Genomic DNA, 24,118 nt, shown 5'->3' with positions numbered 1-24,118 from the left:
GCGCCGACCGGACTACGAAGTCCCAAAACCCTTAAGTAAGTGCCATTGGCCCTAGGGCCTGTTCACACTATTAACTAGCAGCGTTCGAGCACCAGGCTACCGATGCTGTAGCCGGCGCCGAAAGAGCACAGTATCCCCAGCTCACCCGTGGCAAAGTCGCTGTGGTACCTGTGGAATGCGATGATCGAGCCCGCCGAACTGGTGTTGGCGAACTCGTCGAGAATGATCGGTGCCTCATCCGCGGTGGCATCCCGCCCCAGCACCTTGCGCGCTATCAACTGGTTCATGCCCAGGTTGGCCTGGTGCAGCCACAGTCGCTTGATCAGCGAGGGAGAGATATCCAGCTTGTCCAACTGCTCGTCGATCTGGCGGGCCACCGCCGGACAGACTTCCTTGAAAACCTTGCGCCCCTCCTGGACGAACAGCTTGTCAGGCTGGCCTATGCCGGCTTCATCGGCCCGGTTGAGAAAGCCGAAATTGTTGCGGATATTGTTGGAATACAGCGTCTGCAGCCTGCTGTCCAGGATGCGGAAACAGTGCTTGCTGGCGGCCCGGTATTCCGGCTCCACAATGATCGCGGTGCAGACGTCACCAAAGATGAAGTGTGAGTCGCGATCGCGGAAATTCAGGTGGCCACTGCAGATTTCGGGGTTCACTATCAGCACGCAGCGGGCGTGGCCGTTGGCCACGGCATCCCCGGCCTGCTGGATACCAAAGGTGGCGGAGGAGCAGGCCACATTCATGTCGAAACCGTAGCCCTGGATGCCCAGCGCATGCTGGATTTCCACCGCAATGGCGGGGTAGGGCCGCTGCAGATTGGAGCAGGCGACAATGACCGCGTCGATGTCGGCCGCGGTCCTGCCGGCCTGGGCCATTGCTTCGCGGGCAGCTGCGACCCCCATCTCGCACTGGAGCGACGGGCTGTCATCCGGCCGTTCCGGAATCGACGGCGTCATCCGTGCCGGGTCGAGTATGCCGGCCTTGTCGATCACATAGCGCGATTTGATACCCGAGGCCTTCTCGATGAACTCCGCTGATGACGGCTGCAGTGGCGTCAGCTCGCCGGCAGCGATGGCGGCGGCGTGCTCCAGGTTGAACTGCTCGACGTAACTGTTGAAGGACGCCACCAACTCCTCATTGCTGATGGCCTCTGCCGGCGTGTACAGGCCGGTACCGCTGATAACGATGTCTGTCATGGAGCACGCGACCTGCTGCAGTTCTGGTGCCATTGATTTTTGGTGTCCACGCTGGCAGACCTGTGCCGCAAGCGTGATTTGAAAAAACCTCGCCCGGTTTTTTCAACACCCTGCGACAGTGTAGCGAAAAAAACAGTGTAGCGAAAAAAAAGGCCGCGGGGCGGCCTTTTTCCGGCAATCCTGACCGTCAGCGCTGGTCCAGTGGTACGAAGTCGCGCTGGGCGTGGCCGGTGTAGAGCTGGCGTGGCCGGCCGATGCGGTAGCTGCCGCTGATCATCTCGTGCCAGTGGGCAATCCAGCCGACGGTGCGTCCCACCGCGAAGATCACCGTGAACATGCTGGTGGGAATGCCGATGGCCTTGAGAATGATGCCGGAGTAGAAGTCGACGTTGGGATAGAGCTTCTTCTCGATGAAATATTCGTCTTCCAGCGCTATCTGTTCCAGCCGCTTGGCGATCGCCAGCAACGGTTCGTTTTCGATACCCAGCTCTGCCAGCACTTCGTCGGCGGCTTCCTTCATGACCTTGGCGCGCGGGTCGAAGTTCTTGTAGACCCGGTGGCCAAAGCCCATCAGCCGGAAGGGATCGTCCTTGTCCTTGGCGCGAGCGACGAATTCGTCGATGCGGGAGACATCGCCGATCTCTTCGAGCATTTCCAGGACCGCTTCGTTGGCGCCACCGTGAGAGGGGCCCCACAGCGCGGCGATACCCGCGGCCATGCAGGCAAAGGGATTGGCGCCGGAGGAACCGGCCAGGCGCACGGTAGAGGTGGAGGCGTTCTGCTCATGGTCGGCGTGCAGCAGGAAGATGCGGTCCATCGCCCGTGCCAGCACCGGACTGATGGTGCTCGCCTCGCAGGGATTGCCGAACATCATGTGCAGGAAGTTCTCGGAATAGCTCATGCTGTTGTCGGGATACATGAACGGCTGGCCGATGGAGAATTTGTAGCTCATCGCCGCCAGCGTAGGCATCTTGGCGATCAGCCGGAACGCCGCGACTTCGCGGTGATTTTCGTCGGAGATATCGAGAGAGTCGTGATAGAAGGCAGACAGGGCTCCGACCACGCCACACATCACCGCCATCGGGTGGGCATCGCGACGAAAGCCGTTGAAGAAAGTCCGGATCTGTTCATGCACCATGGTGTGGCGTTTGACGGTGCTGACGAAGTGCTGTTTCTGGTCGGCATTGGGCAACTCGCCGTACAGCAACAGGTAGCAGGTTTCCAGGTAGTCGCTGTGTTCCGCGAGCTGGTCGATGGGGTAGCCGCGGTGCAGCAGTACGCCTGCGGCGCCGTCTATATAGGTGATTTGTGATTCGCAGGCAGCGGTGGACACAAACCCGGGGTCGTAGGTGAACATGCCTTTGCCCGTGAGGGCGCCGACATCGATGACATCCGGGCCGATGGTTCCTGAATAGACGGGAAGTTCTATCGTTTCATCCAGCCCGTCCACTGTCAGGGTCGCTTTTCTGTCACTCATAATGGGTCCTGCGATGCGTTTCTGTGGGGTGCCCAACTATAGAGTTTCGACAGCTTTTGTCAATTGATCCGGCCCTATTTGCGACTAAACGAGGCGAAAGTCCGCTATCACGTACGGCGAAGATCGGCGACGTTCGCGACACGGTCATTAGGCACCTGCCTTATTGCCCGGCCGTTTGTAATTGCCTTCGCAACTGCCTATAATTCCGCGCGCTTATTCCTCTTCGCCGTCGACTGGCGCTTGAGTATCAACAGGTCAGTGGCCTGCCCCATTAACCCGCCCCCTGAGGCGCCTGAACGGTGGTATCTGAATTGTGAGCGAGAAACGCCCCGTAAATCTGGACATCGGCAGCATACGGCTTCCCATCACCGCGTGGGTGTCGATAGCGCATCGGGCTTCCGGTGTCTTCCTGTTCGTAGCGACAGCTTTTCTGGTCTGGGCTCTGGATGCGAGCCTGCGCAGTGCGGAGAGCTTCGCCGCCCTGCAGCAACTGTTGACCGGGCCGGTGGCGAAGGTGGTGTTGTGGGCCATCAGTGCCGGGCTGATCTATCACTCGCTGGCCGGGGTAAGACACCTGGTGATGGATTTTGGGATCGCCGAGAGCATGCCGGGGGGTGTGCTGAGCGCGCGTATCGTGATCGGATTGACAGTGGTGCTGACACTGTTGGCGGGGTGGTGGATATGGTAACTACAGTAACGAGTTTTGGTCGCAACGGTCTGTCGGACTGGCTGATCCAGCGGGTCAGCGGGGTGGTTCTGCTGGCCTATACGCTGTTCATTCTCTGGACGGTGGCAACCGGTGTCGACTACGCCAGTTGGAAGGCCCTGTTCGACCAGACCTGGTTGAAGGTATTCAGTCTGATGGCGCTGCTGTCGCTGGTGGCGCACGCCTGGATCGGGATGTGGGCGGTCCTCACGGACTACCTGACGGAGCGCTTGATGGGCACAACTGGCAATGTGCTGCGTCTTATACTCCAGTTGCTGATCGCGCTGGTGTTATTCGTGTATATGGTCTGGGGCGTACAGATCCTCTGGGGATATTGAGATATGACAGCATTGCGTACCATTTCTTTTGACGGCGTCATCGTCGGCGGCGGCGGCGCGGGCATGCGTGCAGCGTTGCAGCTGGCCCAGTCCGGTTACAAGACCGCTGTGATCTCCAAGGTGTTTCCCACCCGCTCCCACACTGTGTCCGCCCAGGGCGGCATTACCTGCGCCATTGCCAGTGCGGATCCGAACGACGATTGGCGCTGGCACATGTACGACACGGTCAAGGGCTCCGATTACATCGGCGACCAGGATGCCATCGAATACATGTGCAGCGTAGGCCCGGAAGCGGTGTTCGAGCTTGAGCATATGGGGCTGCCTTTTTCCCGCACCGAGGAAGGCCGCATCTACCAGCGCCCCTTTGGTGGCCAGTCCAAGAATTATGGCGAGGGCGGTCAGGCCGCCCGCACCTGTGCCGCGGCTGATCGTACCGGACACGCACTGCTGCATACCCTGTACCAGGGCAATCTCAAGAACAATACGGTATTTTTCAACGAGTGGTTTGCGACCGACATCGTCAAGAACCAGGACGGCGCCGTGGTCGGTGTGATTGCGATCTGTATCGAGACCGGCGAGGCCGTGTACGTCAAGGCCAGCGCCACCGTCTTTGCCACCGGCGGGGCCGGGCGCATCTACGCCTCCACCACCAATGCCCATATCAATACCGGCGATGGCGTGGGCATGGCTCTGCGGGCCGGCTTCCCGGTGCAGGACATCGAGATGTGGCAGTTCCACCCCACCGGGATCTATGGTGCCGGTACGCTGGTGACCGAGGGTTGCCGGGGCGAGGGCGGCTACCTGATCAACAAGGATGGCGAGCGCTTCATGGAACGCTATGCCCCCAACGCCAAGGATCTCGCCGGACGCGACGTGGTCGCACGTTCGATGATTCTCGAGATCCTCGCGGGCCGCGGCTGTGGTCCCGAGGGGGATCATGTAATGCTGAAGCTGGATCATCTGGGTGAGGAGGTGCTGGAATCGCGCCTGCCCGGTATCTGCGAGCTGTCGCGCACCTTTGCCCATGTCGATCCGGTCAAGGCGCCGATCCCGGTAGTGCCGACCTGTCACTACATGATGGGCGGCATTCCCACCAACGTTCACGGCCAGGCTCTGACAGTGGACGCGCAGGGTAACGACCAGATCATTCCGGGCCTCTATGCTTGTGGCGAGGTGGCCTGTGTGTCGGTGCACGGCGCCAACCGGCTGGGCGGCAACTCGCTGCTGGATCTGGTGGTTTTCGGCCGCGCCTCCGGCCTGTTCATCGAGAATGCGCTGCGCGAGGGTATCGCCATGCGCGCAGCCTCGGACAGCGATCTGGAGCAGGGCATGCAGCGCCTGAACCGCCTCAATGCGGCGACAGACGGTGAACCGGTACCGGAGCTGCGCAAGGAATTGCAGAATGTGATGCAGACCCACTTCGGTGTATTCCGCAATGGGGAGTTCATGCAGGAGGGGATTCGCAAGCTGGCGGATCTGCGTCCCCGCATCGAAGGAGCGACCATCACCGACAAGAGCATGACCTTCAACACCGCGCGGATCGAGGCGCTGGAACTGCACAATCTGTTCGAGGTTGCCGAGGCGACCGCGATCGCCGCCGAGGGACGCGATGAGAGCCGTGGCGCCCATGCGCGCGAGGACTTCCAGGAGCGCGATGACGAGAACTGGCTGTGCCATTCCATGTATTTCCCCTCCGACAAGCGGGTGGGCAAGCGCGGGGTGAATTTCAAGCCGGTCACGGTGCCGACATTCGAGCCCAAGGCGCGTACTTATTAAGAGGTGGGAACCATGCTGCAAGTAAGTATCTATCGCTATAACCCGGAAACAGACGACAAGCCGTACATGCAGGACTTCGAGTTCGACACCGAGGACAAGGATCTGATGGTGCTGGACGTACTGGAGCAGCTCAAGGCCCGGGATGGCTCGGTGACCTACCGCCGCTCCTGCCGCGAGGGCGTCTGTGGTTCCGATGGCCTCAATATCAACGGCAAGAACGGCCTGGCCTGCATCACCCCCCTGTCGGAGACTGTGCGCAATAACAAGCTGGTGATTCGCCCCCTGCCGGGCCTGCCGGTAGTGCGTGACCTGGTGGTCGATATGAGCATGTTTTACGCCCAGTACGAAAAGATCGAACCCTATCTGCAGAACAACACACCGGCGCCCGCTATCGAGCGGCTGCAGTCGCCGGAGGACCGCGCCAAACTTGACGGGCTCTACGAGTGTATTCTCTGTGCCTGCTGTTCCACCGGCTGTCCGTCCTTCTGGTGGAATCCGGAACGTTTCATCGGTCCCGCGGGCCTGCTGCAGTCCTACCGCTTCCTGGCCGACAGCCGCGATACGGCGACGGATGAGCGGTTATCGAAATTGCAGGACCCCTTCAGTGTGTTCCGTTGCCACAATATCCAGAACTGTGTCAACGTGTGTCCGAAGGGATTGAACCCGACCCGCGCCATTGGCCATATCCGCCACATGTTGCTGACGCGGTCAACCTGAACCAGATCGAGGTAAGTACTGCCGGGTCACCGCCGGCCTAACACATTCCCGGAAGGGTCAAAATGCAAGAAAGCCCAATGGAGCTGCTGCGCCGCAGCTCCCACATTGCAGGTGGCAACGCCACCTACGTGGAGGACCTGTACGAATCATACCTCCTGGACCCCAACGGAGTCCCTGAGCAGTGGCGCGAATACTTTGACAAACTGCCGCGAGTGGATTCCGCCTCCGCCCAGCTCCAGGACATTCCCCATTCCACCATTCGCGCCCACTTTGCCCAGATCAGCAAGATGCGGGTTCGTACCGAGGCCACGGTGGCCCACGACTCCCAGGCCACTGACTATGAGCGCAAGCAGGTCAAGGTGGTGCAACTGGTGTCCGCCTACCGCCAGCGCGGCCACCAGAAAGCCAATCTCGACCCGTTGAACCTGCAGCAGCGCGAACCGGTGCCGGACCTGGACCTGAGCTTCCACCAGCTGTCCGCCGCGGACCGCGACACTGTTTTCCAGACCGGCAGCATGTATATCGGCAAGAGCGATGCCACCCTGGGTGAGATCGTCGATGCACTCGAGCGCACCTATTGCCATACCATCGGCGCCGAATTCATGCATATCGTGGACACCGAACAGCGCCACTGGATCATGCAGCGCATGGAGTCGGTGCGCTCAGCGCCACAGTACTCCGACGAGATCCGCAAGCAGCTGCTGCGCCGGCTGATCAAGGCCGAGGGACTGGAGAAATCGCTGGCATCGAAGTATCCAGGCACCAAGCGCTTCGGCCTGGAGGGTGGCGAGTCGCTGATTCCGATGCTGTCGGAAATGGTGCAACGCATCGGTTTTTACGGGGCCAAGGAAATCGTGATCGGGATGGCCCACCGCGGCCGCCTCAACGTGCTGGTCAACATCTTCGGCAAGAACCCGTCGGAGCTGTTCGCCGAATTCGAGGGTCGGGCGGTCTACGAAAAATCCGGCGATGTGAAATACCACCAGGGCTTCTCCTCCAATGTGATGACGCCGGGAGGAGAAGTGCACCTGGCGCTGGCATTCAACCCCTCCCACCTGGAGATCGTGTCTCCGGTTGTCGAGGGTTCGGTGCGGGCCCGTCAGGACCGCCGCAACGATCCGCTGGGCGATACCGTGGTGCCCATCGTGATCCACGGTGATGCCTCCTTTGCCGGGCAGGGTGTGGTCATGGAGACCTTCCAGATGTCCCAGACCCGGGCCTACAAGACTGGCGGCACGCTGCACGTGGTGCTGAACAATCAGGTGGGCTTTACCACCAGCGATCGGCAGGACGCGCGTTCAACCGAATACTGCACCGACGTGGCCAAGATGGTGCAGGCCCCCATCCTGCATGTAAATGCCGACGATCCCGAGGCGGTGCACTTCGTCACCCAGCTGGCGGTGGACTTTCGCAACAGTTTCAAGCGCGACGTGGTGATCGACCTGGTCTGCTACCGGCGCCGCGGGCACAACGAGGCCGACGAGCCGTCGGTCACCCAGCCGCTGATGTACGAACTGATCCGCAAGCAAAGGACCACCCGCGACCTGTATGCGGCCAAGCTGATCGAGCAGGGCGTCATTACGGCGGAGGAGGACGAATACCTGATGTCCGGTTACCGCGAATCGCTGGATCGCGGCGAGCCGCTGGTGAGCGGCCTGGTGTCGGAACCCAACCAGAGCCTGTTCGTGGACTGGACGCCCTACCTGGGCCACGACTGGACCCTGCCCTGCGACACCAGCATGGATCTGCAGACCCTGCAGACGCTGGCCCACGATACCAACGTGGCGCCGGAAAACTTCCCCCTGCAGCGGCAGGTCAGCAAAATTCTTGAGGACCGGCGCAAGATGGCCGCGGGCGCCATGTCGCTGAACTGGGGTGCAGCGGAAACGCTGGCCTATGCGACCTTGCTGCAGGCAGGCTACCCGGTACGGATTACCGGCCAGGACGTCGGCCGCGGGACCTTTTCCCACCGCCATGCCGTGCTGCACCACCAGAAGGAGGCCAGCCGCTATATCCCGCTGCAGCACATCAGTGAGGACCAGGCATCCTTTGTGATCTACGACTCGCTGCTGTCCGAGGAAGCGGTGCTGGCCTTCGAGTACGGCTATGCCACCACCTCGCCCACCGGCCTGGTGATCTGGGAGGCCCAGTTCGGCGACTTCGCCAATGGCGCCCAGGTCGTGATCGACCAGTTCATCACCAGTGGCGAACACAAGTGGTCACGCCTGTGCGGACTCACCATGCTGCTGCCGCACGGCTACGAAGGGCAGGGACCGGAACACTCCTCGGCCCGGCTCGAGCGTTTCCTGCAACTGTGCGCCGAACACAATATCCAGGTCTGTGTGCCCTCGACCCCGGCGCAGGTGTATCATATGCTGCGGCGGCAGGCGATCAGGCCGCTGCGCAAACCACTGGTGGTGATGTCGCCCAAGAGTCTGCTGCGCCACAAGGAGGCCATCTCCTCGCTGGAAGACCTGGCCAACGGCCATTTCCACAATGTGATGGACGAGACCGACGAACTGGACAAGTCGGGCGTGCAACGGATCATCCTCTGCAGCGGCAAAGTCTACTACGACCTGCGTGCGGCCCGGCGCGAGCGCGGCCTGGAGCATATCGCCATCCTCCGGCTGGAGCAGCTGTACCCGTTTCCCGAAGCGGAGCTGTTGGAAGTGCTCGGCGGCTACCCCAATATCGTGGAGTCGGTATGGTGCCAGGAGGAACCCCAGAACCAGGGGGCGTGGTATTCCAGCCAGCATCACATGCGGCGGGTGATGCATGCCCATCGCGAAGACGTCTACCTGCGCTATGTCGGTCGCGAGCCTTCAGCGGCCCCGGCGGCAGGTTATATGGCGCTGCACCTTGCCCAGCAAGAGCAGTTTATCAACGATGCCCTGGCACCGGTTGTATCCGGACAGCGCTAGCAATTTTCCAAAGGACTAGAAATGGCTATTGAAATCAAGGCGCCAACCTTCCCCGAATCGGTGGCGGACGGCGAGATCGCAACCTGGCACAAGCAGGAGGGCGAATCCGTAGCCCGCGATGAGCTGATCGTCGAGATCGAGACCGACAAGGTCGTGATGGAAGTGGTGGCCCCCGAGGACGGAGTCATCAGCAAGATCCATGCCGCCGAAGGCGACACCATTGCCAGCGATCAACTGCTGGCGGAACTGGAGCCCGGCGCCGCGCCAGCCGCGGACAAGGAATCCTCCTCCAGTGCGCCGCAATCCGGCGACGGCGCGGAGCGGCCGCAAGCAGCCGCAAAAGGCAGTGAAGAGTCCTCCGCGACCGAAGCCGTTATGGGGCCGGCTGCCCGCCAGCTGGTCGAGGAGCACCGGCTGGACCCGGCCAGTATCGAGGCCACCGGCAAGGGCGGACGGGTCACCAAGGAAGACATCATTGCGCACCTGCAGCGTCAGCCCGCCGCCGGGGAGAAGCCCGAACCGCAGCGGCCGGCCGCGGAAGAACCCCTGTCTCCGGCCCCCACCGGCCCGACCGGTGAGCGGGTGGAAAAGCGGGTACCGATGACCCGCATGCGCGCCCGCATCGCGGAGCGGTTGCTGCAGGCCAGCAGCGAGACGGCCATGCTGACCACCTTCAATGAGGTCAATATGGCACCGGTGATGGCGTTGCGCGAGAAATACAAAGAGCAATTTGAAAAAACCCACAATGGCACCCGGCTGGGCTTTATGGGCTTCTTCGTCAGGGCCTGCTGTGAAGCGCTGAAGCGATTTCCGGAAGTCAATGCCTCAATTGACGGCACTGATGTGGTATACCATGGTTACCAGGACATCGGCGTGGCGGTTTCCACCCCGGGAGGTCTGGTGGTACCGGTACTGCGGGACGCGGATTTCATGAGCCTGGCGGACGTGGAGGCGGCGGTTCGCGATCTTGGCCTGCGGGCCAGGGACAACAAGCTGACCATTGATGACATGACGGGCGGCACCTTCACAGTGACCAATGGCGGCGTGTTCGGTTCGCTGATGTCCACCCCGATCCTGAATCCGCCGCAGACCGGGATTCTCGGCATGCACAAGATTCAGGAGCGGCCGATGGCCGTGGACGGGCAGGTGGTGATTCTGCCGATGATGTACCTGGCCCTGTCCTATGATCATCGCCTGATTGACGGCAAGACCGCAGTGCAGTTTCTGGTCGCGGTCAAGGATCTGATCGAGGACCCGGCGCGCATCTTGCTACAGCTCTAGGCACACTTCGGCCACCCCTGCGACGGTGGCCCCGGCAACAGGATTGGGATGAACAATGGCAGACAAGTATGATGTAGTGGTAGTCGGCGCAGGGCCCGGTGGCTATGTGGCGGCGATCAAGGCGGCCCAGCTGGGCCTGTCCACCGCCTGTGTCGAGGAGTGGCTGGATGACGACGGCAAGATCCGTCTCGGCGGCACGTGCCTGAACGTCGGCTGCATACCCTCCAAAGCCCTGCTCGACAGCAGCCAGAAATTTGTCGAGGCACGCGATCATTTCGCGCTGCACGGCATCGGCATCAACAAGCCGACCATGGATGTGGCGGCGATGCAGGCACGCAAGCAGAAGATCGTCGATCAGTTGACCGGAGGTATTACTGGCCTGTTCAAGCACAACGGCGTCACTGCAGTGCAGGGGCGCGGCAAGGTCCTGGCTGGCTGCAAGGTCGAGGTCACCGACAAGGACGGCAAGGTCAGCGTACTCGAGGCCGGCAATATCGTCATCGCTGCCGGTTCGGAACCAGTGCCCATTCCGCCGGCGCCGGTGGACAACGATTATATTGTCGACTCCACCGGTGCGCTGGAATTCACTGAAGTGCCCGGGCGTCTCGGCGTGATAGGCGCGGGGGTGATCGGCCTGGAACTGGGCAGTGTCTGGGCCCGGCTGGGCTCCGAGGTGGTCATGCTGGAGGCACTGGATGAACTGCTGCCGATGATGGACGCGCAGATCGCCAAGGAGTCTGGCAAGATTTTCCGCAAACAGGGCCTGGATATCCGGCTCAGCACCCGGGTCACCGGGGCGGAGGTCAAGGACGGCAAGGTGGAGGTCAAGTTCACCACCGCCGACGGGGAACATGTCGAGTTGTTCGACAAATTGATCGTATCGGTGGGGCGGCGCCCGCGCACCGAGGACTTGCTGGCCACCGACAGCGGCGTGACCCTGGATGAGCGCGGCTTCATTTACGTCAACGATTACTGTGCCACCGAGGCGCCACATGTCTATGCCGTGGGCGACGTGGTGCGGGGCCCGATGCTGGCACACAAGGGCATGGAAGAAGGCGTGATGGTGGCGGAGCGCATTGCCGGCAAGCCCGCCCAGCTCAATTACGACTGTATTCCCTCGGTGATCTACACCCACCCTGAAGTGGCGGCGGTAGGCAAGACCGAACAGGAATTGAAGTCGGACGGCACCGCCTACAAGGCCGGCGTCTTCCCTTTTGCCGCCAGTGGCCGTGCCCTGGCCGCCAACGATACCGACGGCATGGTCAAGATCCTGGCCGATGCCGAGACCGACCGCGTGCTGGGCTGCCATATCGTCGGCCCGTCGGCAGCGGATCTGGTTCAGCAGATAGTGATCGCGATGGAATTCGGTTCCAGTTCCGAGGATCTGGCACTGACGGTGTTCGGCCATCCGACCCTGTCGGAAGCCGTTCACGAAGCTGCCCTGGCGGTGCATGGCCACGCCATTCATATCGCCAATCGCAAGCAGCGCAAGTAGACTTTGCCAGGGCGCGCGCGCATAAAATCAATTATTGCGCAGTCGAGGCACTGGGGGGAGCGGGCCAACGGAGTCCGCTCCTGGAAACAACCTAACACACAGGACAGAGCATGAATCTTCATGAGTATCAGGGCAAGCAACTGTTTGCCGATTACGGCCTGCCGGTGTCCAAGGGCTATGCAGTCGATACCCCAGAGGACGCCGTCAAGGCAGCGGAGACCATCGGCGGTGACATGTGGGTAGTGAAGGCCCAGGTGCACGCTGGCGGACGGGGCAAGGCCGGGGGCGTCAAGCTGGTCAGGACCACTGACGAGGTACGTGACTTCGCCAGCAACTGGCTGGGCAAGAATCTGGTTACCTACCAGACCGACGAAGGCGGTCAGCCAGTCAGCAAGATCCTGGTGGAGACCTGCACCGACATCGCCGAGGAACTGTACCTGGGTGCGGTGGTGGACCGGGCATCGCGCCGAATCGTGTTCATGGCATCCACCGAAGGTGGTGTCGAGATCGAGAAGGTCGCCGAGGAAACTCCCGAGAAAATCCTGCGCGCGGTGATCGACCCACTGGTCGGTGCCCAGCCCTACCAGGGTCGCGAGCTGGCTTTCCAACTTGGCCTGCAGGGCGAGCAGATCAAGCAGTTCGTGAAGATTTTCATCGGTCTGGCCCAGCTGTTCAAGGACAAGGACCTGGCGCTGATCGAAGTCAACCCGCTGGTGATTACCGAGGCCGGCGACCTGCACTGCCTGGACGCCAAGCTGGGTGTCGATGGCAATGCACTCTACCGCCAGCCCAAGCTGCGGGAGATGCACGATCCCTCCCAGGAAGACGAGCGCGAGGCGCTGGCCGCCAAGTGGGAGCTGAACTACGTAGCGCTGGACGGCAACATCGGCTGCATGGTCAACGGCGCCGGCCTGGCGATGGGCACGATGGATATCGTCAAGCTGCACGGCGGTGCTCCGGCCAACTTCCTGGACGTGGGGGGTGGTGCCACCAAGGAACGGGTGGCGGAGGCCTTCAAGATCATCCTGTCGGACAGCAACGTCAAGGCGGTGCTGATCAATATCTTCGGCGGCATCGTGCGCTGTGACCTGATCGCCGAGGGCGTGATCGGCGCGGTCGAGGAAATCGGTGTCAAGGTACCGGTAGTGGTGCGCCTGGAGGGCAACAACGCGGAGCTGGGGCGCAAGGTGCTGGCCGACAGCGGTCTCAATATCATCGCCGCCACCAGCCTTACAGATGCTGCTCAACAGGCAGTCAAAGCAGCGGGAGGAGCAGCCTGATGAGTATCCTGATCGACAAGAACACCAAGGTTATCTGCCAGGGCTTTACCGGCTCCCAGGGTACCTTTCACTCTGAGCAGGCGATCCAGTACGGTACCAAAATGGTCGGCGGGGTAACGCCGGGCAAGGGCGGCCAGGAACACCTGGGCCTGCCGGTCTTCAACACCGTCAATGACGCGGTGGCTGCCACCGGCGCCGATGCCTCGGTGATCTACGTGCCCGCGCCGTTTTGCAAGGATTCCATTCTGGAGGCCGCCAACAGCGGCATCAAACTGATCGTCTGCATCACCGAGGGCATCCCCACCCTGGACATGCTCGACGCCAAGGTATGCTGTGACGCGCTGGGTGTGCGCCTGATCGGCCCCAACTGCCCCGGTGTCATCACCCCCGGCGAATGCAAGATCGGCATCATGCCCGGGCACATCCACCTGCCCGGCAAGGTTGGCATCGTGTCCCGCTCCGGCACGCTGACCTATGAGGCGGTCAAGCAGACCACCGATTCGGGCTTCGGCCAGTCGACCTGCGTCGGCATCGGCGGCGACCCGATTCCCGGCTCCAGCTTCATCGACATCCTGGCGATGTTCGAGCAGGATCCGGGCACCGAGGCGATCGTGATGATCGGCGAGATCGGCGGTACCGCTGAGGAAGAGGCCGCGGCCTACATCAAGGCCAATGTCAGCAAGCCGGTGGTGTCCTACATCGCCGGTGTGACCGCCCCCAAGGGCAAACGCATGGGCCATGCCGGTGCCATCATCTCCGGTGGCAAGGGCACCGCGGACGAGAAGTTCACGGCGCTGGAAGACGCTGGCGTCAAAACCGTACGCAGCCTCGCCGAAATCGGCAGCGGCCTGGCCGAAGTCACCGGCTGGTAATCTCCCTCGCCCGTACCGCGGGCGATAGACGATGTGCTGTACGACCGCCGAGAGGTGTAATCTCCCTCGCCCGTACCGCGGGCGTCCCCAAAAAAAGCCCGCTACCAGAGCGGGCTTTTTTATGTGCTTCTATGCATCCGTGCATCCGTGCTTCTGTGTTATTGAGCTGAGGCTTCGCCAGCGACATAGGGTGCGCTGACGGAGGAAGCGCACCATCTCCCATCCCTTTTACCCTGTTTCAAGCATCGGGCAGGCGGCATACCCGGTGCGTTTCGTACCTCAACGCACCCTATGTGCCTGATACCCGGTGCGTTTCGTGCTTCAACGCACCCTATGTGCCTGATACCCGGTGCGTTTCGTGCTTCAACGCACCCTATGTGCCTGATACCCGGTGCGTTTCGTGCTTCAACGCACCCTATGTGCCTGATACCCGGTGCGTTTCGTGCCTCAACGCACCCTATGTGGCTACGGACGCTTGCGGCGCGCGCGACGCAGGGTTCTTTCACCCACGTCTGACCGCGGGCTTCGCCAGCGACATAGGGTGCGCTGACGGAGGAAGCGCACCATCGCCCGCCCGGCGTCGATCCGCTCCCGGAGAACGGCCAGACCTTGAAAATCTTCCATCGGCCCCCATTGTGAATACCTTGCAAACTGCCACCAGACCACGACGGGGGAATACATGACCGCGGAACTGAAAAAGGAAACACTGGGCTTCCAGACCGAAGCCAAGCAACTGCTGCACCTGATGATCCACTCCCTGTACAGCAACAAGGAGATTTTTCTCCGCGAGCTGATCTCCAACGCCTCCGATGCCATCGACAAGCTGCGCTTCGCGGCGCTGGCGGATGAATCCTTGCTCGAGGGCCAGGCTGACTACGCCGTGCAGGTGGACGTGGACAAAGAGGCCCGCACCATTACCATCACCGATAACGGCATCGGCATGACCCGGGAGGAAGTGATCGAGAATCTCGGCACAATCGCCAAGTCCGGCACTGCGGCCTTTCTCAATAACCTGACTGGCGACCAGAAAAAGGACTCCCAGCTGATCGGTCAGTTCGGCGTCGGCTTTTACTCCGGCTTTATCGTTGCCGAACGGGTGGAAGTACATACCCGCAAGGCGGGTGAGGCTGCCGATACCGGTGTCCTGTGGGAGTCCCACGGCGAATCGGAATTCTCCATCGAGGAGCGGCCCCGCGAAAGCCGCGGTACCAGCGTCACCCTGTACCTGAAATCCGATTGCGCGGAGTTCGCCGACGACTGGCGCGTGCGCAGTGTAATCAAGAAGTACTCCGACCATATCTCGGTGCCGGTGAAGATGCTCAAGCCGGCCACTCCGGCAACCGATGCCGATGCCGATGACAAGGAAGCTGAACAACCAGAGGCGGAGCCGCAGTACGAGGCGGTGAATGAGGCCACGGCACTGTGGACCCGTCCCCGCAGCGAAATCACTGACGAGGAGTACAAGGCCTTCTACCAGCATGTATCCCACGACTTCGAGGAACCGCTGATCTGGAGTCACAACAAGGTCGAGGGCAAGCAGGAGTACACCAGTTTGCTGTACATCCCGAAGCGGGCCCCCTTTGACCTGTGGAACCGGGACATGGCGCGGGGACTGAAGCTCTATGTGCAGCGCACTTTCATCATGGACGAGGCAGAACAGTTCCTGCCCCTGTATCTGCGCTTCGTCAAGGGCGTGGTGGACTCCAATGACCTGCCACTGAATGTGTCCCGGGAAATCCTGCAAAAGGACAGTTCGGTGGATGCAATGCGCAGCGCTCTGACCAAGCGGGTACTCGATATGCTGGCCAAGCTCGCCAAGAAGGGGGGCGACGACTACGCCACCTTCTGGAAGGAATTTGGCCAGGTGTTGAAGGAGGGCCCGGCGGAGGATTTCGGCAACAAGGAAAAAATTGCCGGCCTGCTGCGCTTTGCCACCACGCATACCGACAAGCCCGACCAGGACCAGTCGCTGCAGGACTATGTGGCGCGCATGCAGGAAGGTCAGGACAAGATCTACTACGTGGTGGCCGAGAACTTCAATACCGCCCGCAAGAGCCCGCACCTGGAAGTATTCCGCAAGAAGGGCATCGAGGTGCTGCTGCTCAGTGACCGGGTGGATGACTGGTTGATGAATCAGCTGCAGGAATTCGACGGCAAGCCGCTGCAGGATGTGGCCCGCGGCGCGCTGGATCTGGAGGACGACTCGGAACAGGCCAAGGCAGAAAAGGAAAAGCTGAAACAGGACAGCGAGGCACTGGTGGAACGCCTGGCGAAGGTGCTGGACGACAAGGTGGCGGAGGTGCGGCCCTCGCTGCGGCTGACGGAATCGCCGGCCTGCCTGGTGGTGGGCGAGCACGACATGGGCGCGCAGATGCGGCGCATCCTGGAAGCCGCGGGCCAGCCGGTGCCACCCGGCAAGCCAATCCTGGAAATCAATCCCGGGCACCCATTGCTGCAGATGCTGGATGCGGAGGCGGATGAGAGCCGCTTTGCGGATCTGGCGCATGTGGTGCTGGATCAGGCTACACTGGCAGAGGGTGGCCAGCTGGAGGATCCGGCCAGCTTCGTCAGCAGACTCAATGCGCTGCTGTTGCAGCTGAGTAAATCCTGAGGCCACGCCGTCGGTACACAGGGACAGGGAGTGGCCTATGCCCCTTACACACCGCGTCGCAGTGCTGGGTGGTGGCAGTTTCGGCACTGTGATCGGCAATCTGGTTGCGCGCAATGGCCACAGGATCTGCCTGTGGTTGCGCAATCCGGAGAGGGTGGCGACCATCAACCGTCTGCGGGAGAACAGCGAGTACCTGCCGGGCTACCAGCTGGATAACCGGTTGTATGCCACTACCGGGCTGAAACAGGCGGTGCGGGACGTGGACATCCTGTTTGTCGCGGTGCCGAGCCACTCGTTCCGCGAGATCAGCCGGGCGGTGGCGCCGCTGGTGTCACCGCACACAGTGCTGGTCAGCCTGACCAAGGGTATCGAACCCGGCGGCTTTCGGCTGATGAGCGAGATCCTGCGCCAGGAAATGCCGGATAACCCCCGGGCTGTGCTCAGCGGTCCCAATCTTGCCGGTGAGATCGCCGCTGGCCATCTCACCGGCTCGGTGGTGGCCAGCGCCGACCACAGCATCAACGCGACCCTGCACGATCTGCTGCACAGCGAACGATTCCTGGTCTATGCCTCCCAGGACATGTACGGTGTGGAGCTCGGTGGTGCGTTGAAGAACGTCTATGCGATTCTGGCAGGTCTGGGCGCCGCGCTCGATTTTGGCGAAAACACGATCGGCATGCTGCTGACCCGCTCGCTGGCCGAGATGTCGCGCTTTGCGGTGCAGCTGGGCGCCAATCCGCTGACATTTCTGGGCCTGGCCGGGGTGGGAGATCTGTTCGTCACCTGTTCCTCGCCATTGTCGCGCAATTACCGCATCGGCTACGCCGTGGGCAAGGGCGAATCGCTGAAGGAGGTGCTGGCGGAAATGGATCAGGTGGCCGAGGGGATCAATACCCTGGAACTGCTGAAATCCGAGGCCGACCGGCGTGGGGTGCAGATGCCCCTGGTCAACGGTTTGTACGGCATTCTTCACCAGCAGCGGCCAATTTCCGAGATGTTCGATGATATGATGAGCAGTGAACAGTCCCGGGATGTGGAATTTGTGCTCGGCTGAGTGCCGGCCGCCGATCCGATAAGGAGGTATTGTTGAGAGATGTGAGTGCCATCCAGCGTTGGACCAGAATCCTGCTACCGGCCTTGCTGGTTGGCCAGGCCGTGTCATTGTGGGCGCAGGACCTGGACCCCTATGCATTGGTGGAACGACTGCACGACTACCCGCATGCGGTGTCCATCGATTCCCGCGAGCTAGAGGTGGCCGATCACGAGCTGGGCCTGGGCGCGCTGCAGAAGATACGCGGGCAGTGGGGATTCAGTCGCAGCGTACGGCTTGACGGCACACTCACCCGCGAAACCTGGCAGATCGTCGATGGCTTCGCCGCCACCGAAGTGTTGCGGGAGCTGGAGCAACAGCTGGCCGCAGCAAAGGGCAGTGAACTGCTGTTCAGCTGCGACGGCAGAGCCTGCGGCAATGCCGCCCAGTGGGCCAACCGGGTGTTCGGCCAGCGGGTGCTGTACGGTACTTCGGGTGAGCAACGCTACCGCGCCTATGCCGTGGATACCGAGGCCGGCGAATTCCGGCTGGCGCTTTACAGCGGCGCGCGCACGTCTGACAGGCAGTATCTGCACATGGACATACTGCGGTTGCGGTAGGGGGACGACAGGGCTCGCTGCCGGTGGCAGGACGTTGACAACCGGACGGCGAAGTCCAGAAATCCCTGGCTAAAGTACCTGAGCGAGCAACCGAGATTAGCGGCGCAGCTGCAGCAGCGACAGAAATTCGTCGCGGGTTTTCTGCTCGGTGCGGAAGCTCCCCAGCATGGCGGATGTCTTCATCACCGAATTCTGTTTCTCTACCCCGCGCATCATCATGCACATGTGCTGGGCCTCGATGATTACGCCCACGCCATCGGCCTGGGTCACCGCCATGATGGTTTCCGCGATCTGCATGGTCAGCGATTCCTGGATCTGCAGGCGGCGGGCGAAGACATCCACCAGCCTTGCCACCTTCGATAGCCCCAGAACCTGTCCGGTGGGGATATAGGCGACGTGACACTTGCCGATGAACGGCAGCAGGTGATGTTCACAGAGGGAGTACAGTTCAACGTCCTGAACCAACACCATTTCGCTGGAATCGGATGGAAACAGCGCCTCGTTGACGACCTCGGCCACTGATTGCTGATAGCCCCGGGTCAGAAACTCGAAGGCCTTGGCGGCACGCCTGGGCGTATCCGACAGCCCCGGTCGTGACAGGTCTTCGCCAATCGCCTCTATAATATGTGCCCAATGCTGTTCCAAGCCTGTTCTCCTGCAACGACCACCGCGGGGCGCGGGGGCAGGCGATATTAGCAACCGGCCCCGTTTATGGCAAACGGCGGCATACAGATGGGGTACACTGCCGTGATGAAGCAAGCAGACACCGCACTGGCCTGCGCCACCACCGTCGGCGAGGCCCTGGAACAGGTCGCCTCTGTGCTGGAGGCCGCCGACCTGTACTATGGCCACGGCACCGACAACCCCTGGGACGAGGCCGTGCAGCTGGTGCTGGCGGTTACGGAGCTGCCACCGGACAGTGACGATTCGGCGCTGCCTCATCCGGTGAGCCAGGCCCAGGCCGTGCGCATCGCCGAGCTGTTGCGCCAGCGTACCCGGCTGCGTCTGCCCTTGCCCTACCTGCTGGGCAAGGCCTGGTTTGCCGGCCTGCAACTGCACTGCGACCCGCGCGCGATCATTCCACGCTCCCCGATTGCAGAGCTGATCCGGCGCCGGTTTGCGCCCTGGTACAACGGTCCCGGGCCACAGCGGGTGCTGGATCTGTGCTGCGGCGGCGGTTGTATCGGCCTGGCCACCGCCTGGTACCTGCCCGACAGCCAGGTGGACTGTATAGACCTCGATGCCAACGCGCTGGCGCTGGCGCGCGACAACGTCGCCCTGTTACAGCTGCAGGACCGGGTGCGGGTGCTGCAGTCGGACCTGTTTGCCGCCGTAGCCGGGCAGCGCTACGACCTGATCCTGAGCAATCCGCCCTATGTGGATGCCCGTGACCTGGCGGCGATGCCGGCGGAATACCGCCACGAACCGGGTTTGGCGCTGGGTTCTGGCGAGGATGGCCTGGACCTGACCCGGCGCCTGCTGGCGGTGGCCGAGGACTACCTGCAGCCCACCGGCATGCTGGTGGTGGAGGTCGGCAACAGTTGGGAGGCACTGGAGCAGGCCTATCCGCGGGTGCCCTTTACCTGGCTGGAGTTCGAGGACGGTGGCCACGGCGTGCTGGTGCTGAGCGCGCAGGAGCTGCGGGAAAATCGGGCGAGCCTGCAGGCATAGTCTGCAGGGATCACCTATAATAGGCTGTTTTGGACGGAGATTATTAGATCATGGCGGGCAACACCATTGGCAGGCTGTTCACCGTGACCAGCTTCGGCGAGAGCCACGGGCCGGCGCTGGGCTGCATTGTCGACGGTTGCCCGCCCGGCCTGGAGCTGAGCGCCGCCGATCTGCAGCGCGATCTGGACCGGCGCAAGCCGGGCACCTCCCGCTTCACCACCCAGCGCCGCGAGGCCGACGAGGTGCGGATCCTGTCCGGGGTATTCGAGGGCCATACCACCGGCACGCCCATCGGCCTGCTGATCGAGAATACCGATCAGCGCTCGAAAGACTATTCCAATATAGCCAATACCTTCCGGCCGGCCCATGCCGACTACACTTATCAGCAGAAATACGGCCTGCGCGACTACCGCGGCGGTGGCCGCTCCTCGGCCCGGGAGACCGCGATGCGGGTCGCGGCCGGGGCGATCGCAAAGAAATTCCTGCAGCAGCGCCACGGTATCCAGGTGCGGGGATATCTCGCCCAACTGGGCCCGATACGGGCGCAGCAACTGGATTGGGATACGGTCGAGCAGAATCCGTTTTTCTGTCCCGATCCGGACAAGGTGCCGGAAATGGAGCAGTTCATGGCCGCCCTGGGCAAGCGCGGCGACTCCATCGGCGCGCGCATCAATGTCGTGGCCAGCGGTATGGTGCCGGGCCTGGGAGAGCCGGTGTTCGACCGCCTCGACGCCGACATAGCGCATGCCATGATGGGCATAAATGCGGTCAAGGGCGTCGAGATAGGAGCCGGTTTCGCGGCGGTGGAGCAGTCCGGCAGCGAGCACCGCGACCTGCTGACCCCGGAGGGCTTCGTCGGCAACAACGCGGGCGGCGTGCTGGGTGGGATCTCCAGCGGCCAGGACATCACCGTCAGCCTGGCATTGAAGCCAACCTCCAGCATCCGCCAGCCCGGAGCCACGATAGATACCGCGGGGCAGCAATGGAAATGGCGACCCACGGCCGTCACGACCCCTGTGTCGGCATTCGCGCCACCCCGATTGCCGAAGCCATGCTGGCCATCGTCCTGATGGATCACCTGCTGCGCCACCGCGGCCAGAATATGGACGTGCGCAGTGCCACGCCGGTGATCCCGGCCAGCGCGCCGCCACCCGACGAGCCAAGGTAGGACAATGTTTAGCGTGACCAGATCCCGGCGCCGCTATTTGCGCACCACCATCCTCGGCATTCTGGCGATGGCAGTGTTGTTGTGGGCCGCCGTGGACCAGTTCGGGGTGTCCCGCGAGCGCGTGCTTGAACTGCTGCTGACCACGCTGCTGGTGGTGGCGGTGATCATTATCATCGCTGCGTTGGGTGCAGGGCTGTGGATACTGCTGCGCCGCCTGTTCGGGCGTCGCTAGGCTGCCGGCCTCGCCGAACGGACTCCGAAAGTAGTACAAAACCGGAATCGAAGGGCGGGAGCGGCAATGCCCTTGCAGGACCGTCGGCGGCATGGTCCCTAATAATGGACAGGACTGGCTTCAGCTCCCGGCTTCCAGGTCAATCTCCAGCGTCATCAGTTCGGCGATTGCGTCCATTGCATCGGTCAGCGCCTCCAGCGAAGCCTCGCCCGGTATTTCGGCCCTGATCCGGGCCTGAAACAGGGGCTCGCCACTCATCGGCGCGCTGCTGACAGTACTGTCCATCTCGATCACATTGACCTGTTCCGCAGCCAGCGCGCGGGCGATTTCGCGGACGATACCCGGCCTGTCCGGACCCAGTACTGACAACGCTATGGGGCGGCCAGCGGGGCCGCGTGCGGCGGCACCGCTGGTGGGGGTCACCCGCACACTGAGGCCCGTGCTCGCCAATTCCTTCAGCGTCTGTTCCAGGGCCTCTCCCGTTCCCTCCGGCAGCGACACCAGCACCAGTCCGGCGAATTTGCCTCCCAGCTGGGACAGCTGGCTTTCCAGCCAGTTGCCGCCGCTGCGCTCGATTGCAGCGGACAATTGTTCGACCAGACCGGGCCGGTCGTCGCCGATAAAGGTCACGATAAAAGAAGTTTCCACAGAACAGGCTCCACATTCGCTGTCGCAGGCCGTATATTACCCTGCCAACCCCTAGAGGCATAAGGAGTCCGCCATGAAATATGCTGTTGCATTATTGTGCGCGCTGATCGTCGTACCGGCGCAGGCTGCGCTGGACTGGGAGACCGCGCTGCAGGGCCCCCAGCGCAGCGCGGAGAACAAGGCGCGCGATGACTTCCGTCACCCGCGTGAAACCCTGGAATTTTTTGGCCTGGAAGAGGGCATGACCGTAGTCGAGCTGTCCCCGGGCGGCGGCTGGTATACCGAAGTGCTGGCCCCGTTGGTGGTCGGCAACGGCAAACTGTATGCGGCGCATTTGGACCCCAACGGCGGAGCCTATGCCCGCAATTCCCTGGGCGGGTACCTGCAAAAGCTGGCTGCCGACCACGAGCTGTATGGCCCGGTGGTGGTGACCCGGCTGCAGCCACCGGAGGAAACCGCTATCGCGCCCGCCGGCTCAGCGGATCTGGTGCTGGCGTTTCGCAATGTGCATAGCTGGCTGGGCCAGAATGCGCTGAAGGAAACCCTGGAGGCTGCCCACAGGGCGCTCAAGCCCGGCGGCGTCCTGGGCGTCGTGCAGCACCGCGCCAGCGCGGACGCCGCGACCGATCCGGAAACCATGGGCCGGACTGGTTATGTGTCCGAGGATTACCTGGTCGAGGTAGCCACCGAGGCGGGTTTCGAGCTGGCTGCCAGCAGTGATATCAATGCCAATCCCCGCGACACCGCGGATCACCCTGGTGGGGTCTGGGCCCTGCCGCCAGTTTTGCGCGGTGGTGACCAAAATCGCGAGGCGATGCTGGCGATCGGCGAGAGTGACCGCATGACCCTGAAATTCGTTAAGGCGGAGTGAGCGCTTGGCGCAGCTGCTGGAGATTCCGCCGTCGCGGCTGGCACCCGATGTGCTGGCCGCATTGCTGGAGGAATTCGCCAGCCGCGACGGCACTGATTACGGGGTCCGGGAGCTGCCGCTGGAAGACAAGGTAGACCAGCTGCGCAGCCAGCTGGCGACGGGCCGGCTGGCCCTGCTGTATGACGGCGACAGCGAAACCTGGGACCTGCTGCCCAGGGACATCGCCGATGGTCTGCTGGCCGGCGCCTGATCCGCTTGGTGGCGGTTGCGGTGATGGCGCTATAACCGGACAATGGCGCCTGCCGAGTGACTGTGCCGGAGAAACCTTGCAATGCCATCGGATGCTGATCACCTGCTGGATGTGACTGGCCTGTTCTGCCCGGAGCCGGTGATGCTGCTGCACAACCGTATCCGTGATATCGCCGTCGGGGAAACCCTGCGGATCGAGGCCACCGATCCCGCCACCCAGCGGGACATCCCCAAATTTTGTACCTTTCTCGGCCACGAACTGCTGCAGCAACACGAGCAGGACGGCCTCTACATCTACTTGCTGCGCAAGTACGGTAGTGACAGCGCGTGACTGCCCACAGGCCTGTGCAGCTTCCGCACGATGCGCGGCTGCTGGAAGAGCTGTTCGCGGACTGCTTTGCCCGGTCCGAGCAGACCCTGCTCTGTGGCGGTGCCGCCGAGCCCTGGTATCAGCCCCGCAGCCACCCCGACGAACCGCACCGGCTCTGGTACCGGGAGGATTTCTTTGCCAGTGCGCTGCACGAGACTGCGCACTGGTGCATTGCTGGCCGCGAGCGGCGCCTGTTGCCCGATTTTGGCTATTGGTACGCCCCCGAGGGCCGCGACCCGGCCCAGCAGGCGGCCTTCGAGCAAGTGGAAGTACGGCCCCAGGCGCTGGAGTGGTGTTTCGCCAGGGCCTGTGGCTACCGGTTCCGGGTCAGCACCGACAACCTCGCGGCGGAGCGCGACGGGCGTGACGATCACAGCGATTTCCAGCAGGCGGTCTGCGCCCAGGCGCAACATTTCGCCGGGACGGGCCTGAGGCCGCGGGCACTGCGCTTTTTCCTGGCCTTACAACGGGCCTTTGGCCTCGACTTTCCACTTTCCGGGATGCAGTTTTCCCCGCAGGACCTCCAATGTTGAGGCACTGGCAACATCCGCTTGCGGTGGTATTGGTGTGCCCGGAACCCAATTGCGCC

The 24,118-nt window shown here is 62.4% G+C and carries 22 protein-coding genes and 1 pseudogene; 19 read left to right on the top strand and 4 right to left on the bottom strand.

Features of this window, described 5'->3' with window-relative positions:
- Positions 1-74: 74 nt before the first annotated feature.
- Positions 75-1,196, bottom strand: a complete 1,122-nt coding sequence (locus G3T16_RS02195) for a beta-ketoacyl-ACP synthase III (RefSeq protein WP_163493640.1) — start codon at positions 1,194-1,196, stop codon at positions 75-77.
- Between the two features lie 187 nt (positions 1,197-1,383).
- Positions 1,384-2,673 carry a citrate synthase gene (gltA, locus tag G3T16_RS02190; RefSeq protein ID WP_163493639.1) on the bottom strand — a complete coding sequence of 430 codons (1,290 nt, stop codon included), beginning with the start codon at positions 2,671-2,673 and terminating at the stop codon, positions 1,384-1,386.
- A 313-nt stretch (positions 2,674-2,986) separates the two neighbouring features.
- Here gltA and sdhC point away from each other — a divergent pair, with 313 nt between their 5' ends.
- The 12 genes from sdhC (at position 2,987) to G3T16_RS02130 (ending at position 18,320) form a co-directional block, all read left to right on the top strand.
- Positions 2,987-3,361 (top strand): succinate dehydrogenase, cytochrome b556 subunit, encoded by a 375-nt coding sequence (gene sdhC / locus G3T16_RS02185; protein WP_163493638.1) that lies wholly within the window; start codon positions 2,987-2,989, stop codon positions 3,359-3,361.
- Positions 3,355-3,717, top strand: coding sequence for a succinate dehydrogenase, hydrophobic membrane anchor protein (sdhD, locus tag G3T16_RS02180; protein WP_163493637.1), 363 nt, complete (start codon positions 3,355-3,357; stop codon positions 3,715-3,717). The genes sdhC and sdhD overlap by 7 nt, the downstream gene beginning before the upstream one ends.
- 3 nt (positions 3,718-3,720) lie before the next feature.
- Positions 3,721-5,493, top strand: a complete 1,773-nt coding sequence (gene sdhA, locus G3T16_RS02175) for a succinate dehydrogenase flavoprotein subunit (protein ID WP_163493636.1) — start codon at positions 3,721-3,723, stop codon at positions 5,491-5,493.
- 12 nt (positions 5,494-5,505) lie between these two features.
- Positions 5,506-6,210 carry a succinate dehydrogenase iron-sulfur subunit gene (locus tag G3T16_RS02170; protein ID WP_163493635.1) on the top strand — a complete coding sequence of 235 codons (705 nt, stop codon included), beginning with the start codon at positions 5,506-5,508 and terminating at the stop codon, positions 6,208-6,210.
- Positions 6,211-6,272: 62 nt separating this feature from the next.
- Positions 6,273-9,131 carry a 2-oxoglutarate dehydrogenase E1 component gene (locus tag G3T16_RS02165; protein ID WP_197911853.1) on the top strand — a complete coding sequence of 953 codons (2,859 nt, stop codon included), beginning with the start codon at positions 6,273-6,275 and terminating at the stop codon, positions 9,129-9,131.
- Positions 9,132-9,152: 21 nt separating this feature from the next.
- Positions 9,153-10,412 carry a 2-oxoglutarate dehydrogenase complex dihydrolipoyllysine-residue succinyltransferase gene (gene odhB, locus G3T16_RS02160; protein WP_163493634.1) on the top strand — a complete coding sequence of 420 codons (1,260 nt, stop codon included), beginning with the start codon at positions 9,153-9,155 and terminating at the stop codon, positions 10,410-10,412.
- A 55-nt stretch (positions 10,413-10,467) separates the two neighbouring features.
- The gene (gene lpdA, locus G3T16_RS02155; protein ID WP_163493633.1) at positions 10,468-11,907 is read left to right on the top strand and encodes a dihydrolipoyl dehydrogenase; all 1,440 of its coding nucleotides are present in this window, start codon (positions 10,468-10,470) and stop codon (positions 11,905-11,907) included.
- 110 nt (positions 11,908-12,017) lie between these two features.
- Positions 12,018-13,187: an ADP-forming succinate--CoA ligase subunit beta gene (sucC, locus tag G3T16_RS02150; RefSeq protein ID WP_163493632.1), complete on the top strand. Its 1,170-nt coding sequence runs from the start codon at positions 12,018-12,020 to the stop codon at positions 13,185-13,187.
- The gene (gene sucD, locus G3T16_RS02145) at positions 13,187-14,059 is read left to right on the top strand and encodes a succinate--CoA ligase subunit alpha (RefSeq protein WP_163493631.1); all 873 of its coding nucleotides are present in this window, start codon (positions 13,187-13,189) and stop codon (positions 14,057-14,059) included. The genes sucC and sucD overlap by 1 nt, the downstream gene beginning before the upstream one ends.
- 679 nt (positions 14,060-14,738) lie before the next feature.
- Complete coding sequence (gene htpG / locus G3T16_RS02140; RefSeq protein ID WP_163493630.1) at positions 14,739-16,670, top strand: molecular chaperone HtpG; 1,932 nt, start codon at positions 14,739-14,741, stop codon at positions 16,668-16,670.
- Positions 16,671-16,707: 37 nt separating this feature from the next.
- Entirely contained in the window at positions 16,708-17,724 is a 1,017-nt protein-coding gene (locus tag G3T16_RS02135; protein ID WP_163493629.1) for an NAD(P)H-dependent glycerol-3-phosphate dehydrogenase, read from the top strand.
- Positions 17,725-17,765: 41 nt separating this feature from the next.
- Positions 17,766-18,320, top strand: a complete 555-nt coding sequence (locus tag G3T16_RS02130) for a DUF4892 domain-containing protein (RefSeq protein WP_232059425.1) — start codon at positions 17,766-17,768, stop codon at positions 18,318-18,320.
- 96 nt (positions 18,321-18,416) lie between these two features.
- Here the strand turns inward: G3T16_RS02130 and folE are convergent, their stop codons facing one another.
- Positions 18,417-18,965: a GTP cyclohydrolase I FolE gene (folE, locus tag G3T16_RS02125; protein WP_232059222.1), complete on the bottom strand. Its 549-nt coding sequence runs from the start codon at positions 18,963-18,965 to the stop codon at positions 18,417-18,419.
- A 105-nt stretch (positions 18,966-19,070) separates the two neighbouring features.
- Here folE and prmB point away from each other — a divergent pair, with 105 nt between their 5' ends.
- The 3 genes and pseudogenes from prmB (at position 19,071) to G3T16_RS02110 (ending at position 21,391) form a co-directional block, all read left to right on the top strand.
- Positions 19,071-19,991, top strand: coding sequence for a 50S ribosomal protein L3 N(5)-glutamine methyltransferase (gene prmB / locus G3T16_RS02120; protein WP_163496922.1), 921 nt, complete (start codon positions 19,071-19,073; stop codon positions 19,989-19,991).
- Positions 19,992-20,041: 50 nt separating this feature from the next.
- Positions 20,042-21,159 (top strand): annotated as a pseudogene (gene aroC, locus G3T16_RS02115) (chorismate synthase).
- A gap of 13 nt (positions 21,160-21,172) precedes the next feature.
- On the top strand, positions 21,173-21,391 hold the full coding sequence (locus tag G3T16_RS02110) for a hypothetical protein (RefSeq protein ID WP_163493627.1): 219 nt from the start codon (positions 21,173-21,175) through the stop codon (positions 21,389-21,391).
- 120 nt (positions 21,392-21,511) lie between these two features.
- Here G3T16_RS02110 and G3T16_RS02105 read toward each other — a convergent pair whose 3' ends face one another.
- Complete coding sequence (locus tag G3T16_RS02105; RefSeq protein WP_163493626.1) at positions 21,512-22,039, bottom strand: glycine cleavage system protein R; 528 nt, start codon at positions 22,037-22,039, stop codon at positions 21,512-21,514.
- Positions 22,040-22,112: 73 nt separating this feature from the next.
- On the opposite strand from G3T16_RS02105, the gene G3T16_RS02100 reads away from it, so the two are divergent.
- From G3T16_RS02100 to G3T16_RS02085, 4 genes are all read left to right on the top strand, one after another.
- A complete protein-coding gene (locus G3T16_RS02100) occupies positions 22,113-22,910 on the top strand; it encodes a class I SAM-dependent methyltransferase (RefSeq protein WP_163493625.1) in 798 nt (265 codons plus the stop codon).
- Between the two features lie 4 nt (positions 22,911-22,914).
- The gene (locus tag G3T16_RS02095; protein WP_163493624.1) at positions 22,915-23,160 is read left to right on the top strand and encodes a YheU family protein; all 246 of its coding nucleotides are present in this window, start codon (positions 22,915-22,917) and stop codon (positions 23,158-23,160) included.
- Positions 23,161-23,241: 81 nt separating this feature from the next.
- Positions 23,242-23,490 (top strand): sulfurtransferase TusA, encoded by a 249-nt coding sequence (gene tusA, locus G3T16_RS02090; protein ID WP_163493623.1) that lies wholly within the window; start codon positions 23,242-23,244, stop codon positions 23,488-23,490.
- Positions 23,491-23,504: 14 nt separating this feature from the next.
- Complete coding sequence (locus G3T16_RS02085) at positions 23,505-24,062, top strand: elongation factor P hydroxylase (RefSeq protein ID WP_163493622.1); 558 nt, start codon at positions 23,505-23,507, stop codon at positions 24,060-24,062.
- The last annotated feature ends 56 nt before the right edge of the window (positions 24,063-24,118 follow it).

This window comes from Kineobactrum salinum, assembly GCF_010669285.1.
Classification (GTDB): domain Bacteria; phylum Pseudomonadota; class Gammaproteobacteria; order Pseudomonadales; family Halieaceae; genus Kineobactrum; species Kineobactrum salinum.
This window is presented reverse-complemented; position numbering and strand designations above follow the sequence as displayed.

Coding starts and splice junctions, on each gene's coding strand:
- G3T16_RS02195 (WP_163493640.1), bottom strand. CDS start 1,196: ATGACAGACATCGTTATCAGCGGTACCGGCCTGTACACGCCGGCAGAG.
- gltA (WP_163493639.1), bottom strand. CDS start 2,673: ATGAGTGACAGAAAAGCGACCCTGACAGTGGACGGGCTGGATGAAACG.
- sdhD (WP_163493637.1), top strand. CDS start 3,355: ATGGTAACTACAGTAACGAGTTTTGGTCGCAACGGTCTGTCGGACTGG.
- sdhA (WP_163493636.1), top strand. CDS start 3,721: ATGACAGCATTGCGTACCATTTCTTTTGACGGCGTCATCGTCGGCGGC.
- G3T16_RS02170 (WP_163493635.1), top strand. CDS start 5,506: ATGCTGCAAGTAAGTATCTATCGCTATAACCCGGAAACAGACGACAAG.
- G3T16_RS02165 (WP_197911853.1), top strand. CDS start 6,273: ATGCAAGAAAGCCCAATGGAGCTGCTGCGCCGCAGCTCCCACATTGCA.
- odhB (WP_163493634.1), top strand. CDS start 9,153: ATGGCTATTGAAATCAAGGCGCCAACCTTCCCCGAATCGGTGGCGGAC.
- lpdA (WP_163493633.1), top strand. CDS start 10,468: ATGGCAGACAAGTATGATGTAGTGGTAGTCGGCGCAGGGCCCGGTGGC.
- sucC (WP_163493632.1), top strand. CDS start 12,018: ATGAATCTTCATGAGTATCAGGGCAAGCAACTGTTTGCCGATTACGGC.
- sucD (WP_163493631.1), top strand. CDS start 13,187: ATGAGTATCCTGATCGACAAGAACACCAAGGTTATCTGCCAGGGCTTT.
- htpG (WP_163493630.1), top strand. CDS start 14,739: ATGACCGCGGAACTGAAAAAGGAAACACTGGGCTTCCAGACCGAAGCC.
- G3T16_RS02135 (WP_163493629.1), top strand. CDS start 16,708: ATGCCCCTTACACACCGCGTCGCAGTGCTGGGTGGTGGCAGTTTCGGC.
- prmB (WP_163496922.1), top strand. CDS start 19,071: ATGAAGCAAGCAGACACCGCACTGGCCTGCGCCACCACCGTCGGCGAG.
- G3T16_RS02100 (WP_163493625.1), top strand. CDS start 22,113: ATGAAATATGCTGTTGCATTATTGTGCGCGCTGATCGTCGTACCGGCG.
- tusA (WP_163493623.1), top strand. CDS start 23,242: ATGCCATCGGATGCTGATCACCTGCTGGATGTGACTGGCCTGTTCTGC.